Consider the following 5,124-nt stretch of genomic DNA (forward strand, 5'->3'; position numbering starts at 1 on the left):
GGATGCCGGCCGCCGAATTCGCGGCGCCGTCCCTCAAGCGGCCGGCATCCGAAACCCTTCACAAGATCTGCGCCCCCTGCCAAGTCGTATTTTGGACCCGAAGCGGTCATTCATGCAGATCGGTCAGCGCACAAGACCCGGTGAGCGAGGAGGCGCTGCTCGGCAGTTTGCACCCAATGGCGGCGCGCGAGAGGCGCAGTGGTGACTTTGTCACCGCACCGCGTACGCGAATGACCCAACTCGGCAGGCTACACTCGTTGATCCAGATCAAAGTTCTCCGGCCCCAGATGTGGGCTCGTGCGCCCTAAGGGCGACAATCCTGTTTTGGGCGACTTCAACAGGAGAGTAACAATGATCAGGTTATTTGCTGTTGCCTTCGCACTGGCCTTGGCGTCATCAGCGCAGGCCATGCCTCTAGTACCCCTCCAACAGCCGGACGAGATTGTCATTCAAGTCCGCGAAGCATGCGGTCCAGGTATGCGCCGCACTGCGAATGGTGTTTGCATCAGGACTCCCACCCGACGTGCCGCAAGCAGGTGCGCTCGCGGAGTAACTTGCTAACCTCGCGCGGCCGCCGCGAGGCGGCCTTTCTCTTTTCCCGCTGGGCCTGCCTCACGGATAGCATCCTGGAGCGCCTCGCTCCGGTCGCAATGACAGGGTTAAGAAGCTGCAAAAACCCGTGGAAAGACGGGCTTTTGTCACATCCCCGCGACTGAGGGCCGCAGTGGTTGTTCCCGTTTACGGCTTCCCTTTTGGGCAGCCGTGCCCATCTTAGTGCCACTTTCTCCATTCTGGGGATTCAAGGAAACACAGATGAATTTCACGCAACACACGCGCGGAATTGTTCGGGCCATCGCGGTGGCGATCGCGCTGGCGCTGCCTCTGACGGCTATCGGCATATCGGCGGCTGACGCCCGCGCCGGCGGCGGCTTCGGCTCGGGTTCCCGTGGCTCGCGGAGCTTCTCCGCGCCGCCCAGCACCAACACGGCGCCGGGCGCGACGCAACCGTTCAACCGCACCTATAGCCAGCCGGGCACCGGCATGAACTCGCCGGCCGCGAATTCGGGCGGCTTGTTCAATCGGGGCGGCATGGGCCGCGGCCTGCTCGGCGGCCTCGCCGCGGGCTTCCTCGGCGCCGGCCTGTTTGGCCTGCTGTTCGGTGGCGGCCTGTTCTCCGGTCTCGGTGGCCTGTCGTCGATCCTCGGTCTGTTGCTGCAGATCGGCCTGATCGTGCTGGTGGTGCGGCTGGCGATGTCGTGGTGGCAGCGCCGCCAGACAACGGCCGCCGCCTACGCCGGCGGACCTGCAGCCGGTGTCGGCCCGCAGCCGAACTATCGCTCGGGCATGGGCTTCGGGCTTGGTTCGGCCAGCGCGCCGCTGGAGATTGCGCCGGCCGACTATGAGGCCTTCGAGCGCCTGCTCAGCGAGATCCAGGCTGCATGGTCGAACGAGGATGTCGGCAAGCTGCACACGCTCGCGACGCCCGAGATGGTCTCCTACTTCTCGAAGGACCTGGAGGAGAACAAGGCTCGCAACGCCGTCAACAAGGTGACGAATGTGAAGCTGCTGCAGGGCGATCTTGCCGAAGCCTGGCGCGAGGGCGAGTCCGATTACGCCACGGTGGCGATGCGGTTCTCGCTGGTCGACCAGACGCTCGACCGCACCACCGGCCGGCCGGTCGCCGGCAGCGAGCAGCCGCAGGAAGTGACGGAGGTCTGGACCTTCGTGCGCCGGCGCGGCAGCGACTGGGAGCTCTCGGCGATCCAGCAGGCGAACTGATCGTCCGCCAGATAACGTAACATCGAGGCGCTGCGGTTCATTCCGCAGCGCCTTTTGCTTTTGCGCGGGTCATTTCGCGGTCACAGCGCCGGAATAATGGGTACGGCTACGGGTTGATCTCAGAAGCCAAAGACAATCGGGAGGAGCAAATGAAGATTGGTGCCAGCATCTTCGTGCCGACATGTTTCGCACTCGCCGCTTTCGCGGTGCAACCGGCGCAGGCGCAGTCGGCCAACGCGAGCTTCTTCCTGACCAGCAACGGCATCGGCAATGGCGGCAATCTCGGTGGGCTTGCGGGCGCCGACAATCATTGCCAGACGCTGGCGCAGGCGGCGGGCTTTGGCGCGCCGAAAACCTGGCACGCCTATCTGTCGACACAGGCGGCCGACGGCCAGCCGGCCGTGAACGCGCGCGATCGTATCGGCAAAGGGCCGTGGCAGAATGTGAAGGGTGTGGTGGTCGCCAAGGACGTCGCCGACCTCCACAGCGCCGGCAACAATCTCACCAAGCAGACCGCGCTTTCTGAAAAAGGCGAGGTCATCAACGGCCGCGGCGACACGCCGAATCGTCACGACGTGCTGACCGGCTCACAAGCGGACGGCACGGCGTTTGCCGTCGGCGAGGATCGCACCTGCAAGAACTGGACGAGCAGCACGCAGGGCACCGCCATCGTCGGCCATTCCGACCGGATCGGCCTGCGCGACGACGAGCCGTCGAAATCCTGGAACTCGTCGCATCCCTCGCGCGGCCCCGACGGCGGCTGCTCGCAGGCCGACCTCAGGAGCACCGGCGGCGACGGCTTGCTGTACTGCTTCGCCGTGAACTGAAGTCCAAGCCGCCGATCTCGGCCGCCTGCCGAGCGCTCAGGCGGCTTTCTTCTTGGTGGCTTTCTTCTTCGCTACCTTCTTGGGAGCAGCTTTCTTCTTCGCCACATAGGCCGCGACTTTCTTCGACGAATGGCCTACGGCAGCGACCGCGGCCTTCAACTTGGCCGGCGTGACTTTGAACTTCTTGGACCAATAGCGCACTTCATAGGGCTCGCTTACCGCAATCCGCGCACGGTCCGCGGCGAGGTGCTTCTGCTCCTTGAAGTAAGCGTCCACCTTCTTGGCGGAATGTCCGACTTTCTTGACGGCGGATTTCAGCTTGGCCGGCGTGACCTTGAACTTCTTCGACCAGTACGCGACCTCATAAGCCTCGCCCAACGCGATCCGTGCGCGATCAGCGCTGCCGCGTTTCTTCTTGCTATCCGCCATCACATTCTCCTGTCCGATCGGGAATCGGATTTTCCAAGACCGGAACAGGCTAACATCGTCGCGCGCGCTTTCAAACAATTGCGATCAGGCGGCTGCGGAGCGCGGGCCACAGGAGTGTGGTATTGCCGTGAGTCTGTCGCAGGGAGGCATCGTCAATGCGTTATCAACTCTATTACTGGCCCGACATCCAGGGCCGCGGCGAGTATGTGCGGCTCGCGCTGGAGGATGCGCATGCCGATTATGACGATGTCGCGCGCGGCGCGGGCGGCACAAGCGCGATGATGTCGATGATGGAAGCGGGCAAGGGCACGCCGCCCTTCGCGCCGCCGTTCCTGAAAGCCGGCAAGCTCGTGATCGGGCAGACCGCCAACATCCTGTTCTTTCTCGGCGCGCGCCACGGCCTGGCGCCGAAGGCGGAAGCGGGGCGACTTTGGGTGCATCAAATGCAGCTCACCATCGCTGATCTCGTGCTGGAAGTTCACGACACCCATCACCCGCTCGGGCCGGGCCTCTATTACGAGGACCAGAAGGCGCCGGCGAAAAAGCGCACCGCGGAATTCTGGAAGGAGCGCGTGCCGAAATATCTTGGCTATTTCGAAGACATCGTGGAAGCGAATGGCGGTGCTTACGTCACCGGCCGCCGCGTGACCTATGTCGATCTGTCGCTGTTCCAGATCGTGGAGGGCCTGCGCTACGCCTTTCCGAAGCACATGCAGGCGTTCGAGGAGAACGTTCCCCGCCTGATCGAATTGCGTGATCGCGTCGCCGAGCGGCCCAACATCAAGACCTATCTGGCAAGCGAGCGGAGGATTCCGTTCAACGAGCAGGGCATCTTCCGCCACTATAAGGAATTGGACCTGTAGTGCGATCTATCCGTCATGGCCGGGCATGACGGCGTGTAGGGTGGGCAAAGCGAAGCGTGCCCACCGTCAAGCTCACTGCTCGTAATGGTGGGCACGCTCCGCTTTGCCCACCCTACGACACCACCCATCCTACGGCGCTGTCTTATAGATTCTTCCCGTCGAACGGCGTCATCGCGAGCTTCGACAGTTCGATGCCGTCGATGCAGCTCACGTTCAGCGCCACCACATCGGTGCCGTCGGGCTTCTTGCCGTAGGCAAACACCTCGGCGCCGCAGTCGAGGCAGAATTGATGGCGGATGGCGTGCTTGTTGAAGAGGTATTCCTTCAAATTCTCCACGCCGGCGCGGAGCTGAAAACTCCTCGGCGGCAGGAAGGTGAAATGCAGGCCCTTTTTGGTGCAGATCGAGCAGTTGCAATTGGTCACCACCGCGAGATCGGAGGTGCATTCGAAGCGCACCTGTCCGCAATGGCAGCCGCCGGTATAGGTTTTGCTGTCAGGCATGACTCTTCCTCACCGCATCCGGGGAATGCATGATAACGCAGCGGCTCGGCGCGGTCAGCAGGTCCCGGGCCGCGGAAGCGCTATTCGTCCTTGCCGCGGGTGATCGCGATCGACGCCTCGGTCTTGGTGCGCGTGCATTCCATGTTGAGACGGCGGAAGCGCATGCTGACCTTGTCGCCGCGTAGCAGGCCCATGCGCTTCAGGCAGCGCGTGGCGCCGGTCGTGGTGTCGTCCTTCGGCACGGTGAAGATGATCGCCGCCGCCGAGCTGACCAGTTGAAAGAATTCCGGCTTCGGTCGCCGGTCGCCCTTGGCATAGAGTTCGACGGAGTAGCTCTTGCCGCGGCAGCCGAGCGACAATTCCCTGGTCGCGGGATGGGTGAGGTAGACGATGTTGGCGGCCTTGAAATTGACCTTGAGGCCGTCGATCTGGCTGGCAAGCTGCTTGGCGATGTCGTCGCACTGGTCGGCGTGCGCCGGCGAAGCGGCGAGGGCGATGAAAAGCCCGAGCACGGCGGCGAGCGCTACGGCATGAACGCTTGATACGAGTGTTCTCGTCATGAAATACCCCCCAGCGGCACACAACTGTACCGTCAGGGTTCATGCAAGGTCTGCCGGATTACGTCAATATGTTGAGCATGGGCGTCCGGGCGTTGCTGGCGATCCAGAGCGCCCTGACGAGGGTGATTTGCAGGGCTTGTTGTGCTAGGGTCTGTTGGGATTCA

At 63.0% G+C, this 5,124-nt stretch carries 6 protein-coding genes; 3 read left to right on the forward strand and 3 right to left on the reverse strand.

Translation table 11 applies throughout. From position 1 onward, the window contains the following. Positions 1-813: 813 nt before the first annotated feature. Both CWO89_RS40510 and CWO89_RS40515 read left to right on the forward strand, forming a co-directional pair. On the forward strand, positions 814-1,779 hold the full coding sequence (locus tag CWO89_RS40510) for a Tim44 domain-containing protein (protein WP_130583859.1): 966 nt from the start codon (positions 814-816) through the stop codon (positions 1,777-1,779). A gap of 149 nt (positions 1,780-1,928) precedes the next feature. Continuing rightward, positions 1,929-2,606: a lectin gene (locus tag CWO89_RS40515; RefSeq protein WP_165421529.1), complete on the forward strand. Its 678-nt coding sequence runs from the start codon at positions 1,929-1,931 to the stop codon at positions 2,604-2,606. 36 nt (positions 2,607-2,642) lie between these two features. Here the strand turns inward: CWO89_RS40515 and CWO89_RS40520 are convergent, their stop codons facing one another. Further along, positions 2,643-3,035, reverse strand: a complete 393-nt coding sequence (locus CWO89_RS40520) for a DUF3606 domain-containing protein (RefSeq protein ID WP_130583861.1) — start codon at positions 3,033-3,035, stop codon at positions 2,643-2,645. Between the two features lie 155 nt (positions 3,036-3,190). Between CWO89_RS40520 and CWO89_RS40525 the strand changes: the two genes are divergently transcribed. Continuing rightward, the gene (locus CWO89_RS40525) at positions 3,191-3,898 is read left to right on the forward strand and encodes a glutathione S-transferase (protein ID WP_130583862.1); all 708 of its coding nucleotides are present in this window, start codon (positions 3,191-3,193) and stop codon (positions 3,896-3,898) included. A 142-nt stretch (positions 3,899-4,040) separates the two neighbouring features. Here the strand turns inward: CWO89_RS40525 and CWO89_RS40530 are convergent, their stop codons facing one another. Together CWO89_RS40530 and CWO89_RS40535 are read right to left on the reverse strand one after the other, a co-directional pair. Continuing rightward, positions 4,041-4,400: a GFA family protein gene (locus tag CWO89_RS40530; RefSeq protein ID WP_130583863.1), complete on the reverse strand. Its 360-nt coding sequence runs from the start codon at positions 4,398-4,400 to the stop codon at positions 4,041-4,043. An 80-nt stretch (positions 4,401-4,480) separates the two neighbouring features. Continuing rightward, positions 4,481-4,960 (reverse strand): hypothetical protein, encoded by a 480-nt coding sequence (locus CWO89_RS40535; protein WP_130583864.1) that lies wholly within the window; start codon positions 4,958-4,960, stop codon positions 4,481-4,483. Between the last annotated feature and the right edge of the window lie 164 nt (positions 4,961-5,124).

The organism is Bradyrhizobium sp. Leo170, assembly GCF_004296405.1.
Lineage (GTDB): Bacteria > Pseudomonadota > Alphaproteobacteria > Rhizobiales > Xanthobacteraceae > Bradyrhizobium.

Excerpts from the sequence above, each read along its gene's own strand:
- CWO89_RS40510 (WP_130583859.1), top strand. The coding sequence starts at position 814 with ATGAATTTCACGCAACACACGCGCGGAATTGTTCGGGCCATCGCGGTG.
- CWO89_RS40515 (WP_165421529.1), top strand. The coding sequence starts at position 1,929 with ATGAAGATTGGTGCCAGCATCTTCGTGCCGACATGTTTCGCACTCGCC.
- CWO89_RS40520 (WP_130583861.1), bottom strand. The coding sequence starts at position 3,035 with ATGGCGGATAGCAAGAAGAAACGCGGCAGCGCTGATCGCGCACGGATC.
- CWO89_RS40525 (WP_130583862.1), top strand. The coding sequence starts at position 3,191 with ATGCGTTATCAACTCTATTACTGGCCCGACATCCAGGGCCGCGGCGAG.
- CWO89_RS40530 (WP_130583863.1), bottom strand. The coding sequence starts at position 4,400 with ATGCCTGACAGCAAAACCTATACCGGCGGCTGCCATTGCGGACAGGTG.
- CWO89_RS40535 (WP_130583864.1), bottom strand. The coding sequence starts at position 4,960 with ATGACGAGAACACTCGTATCAAGCGTTCATGCCGTAGCGCTCGCCGCC.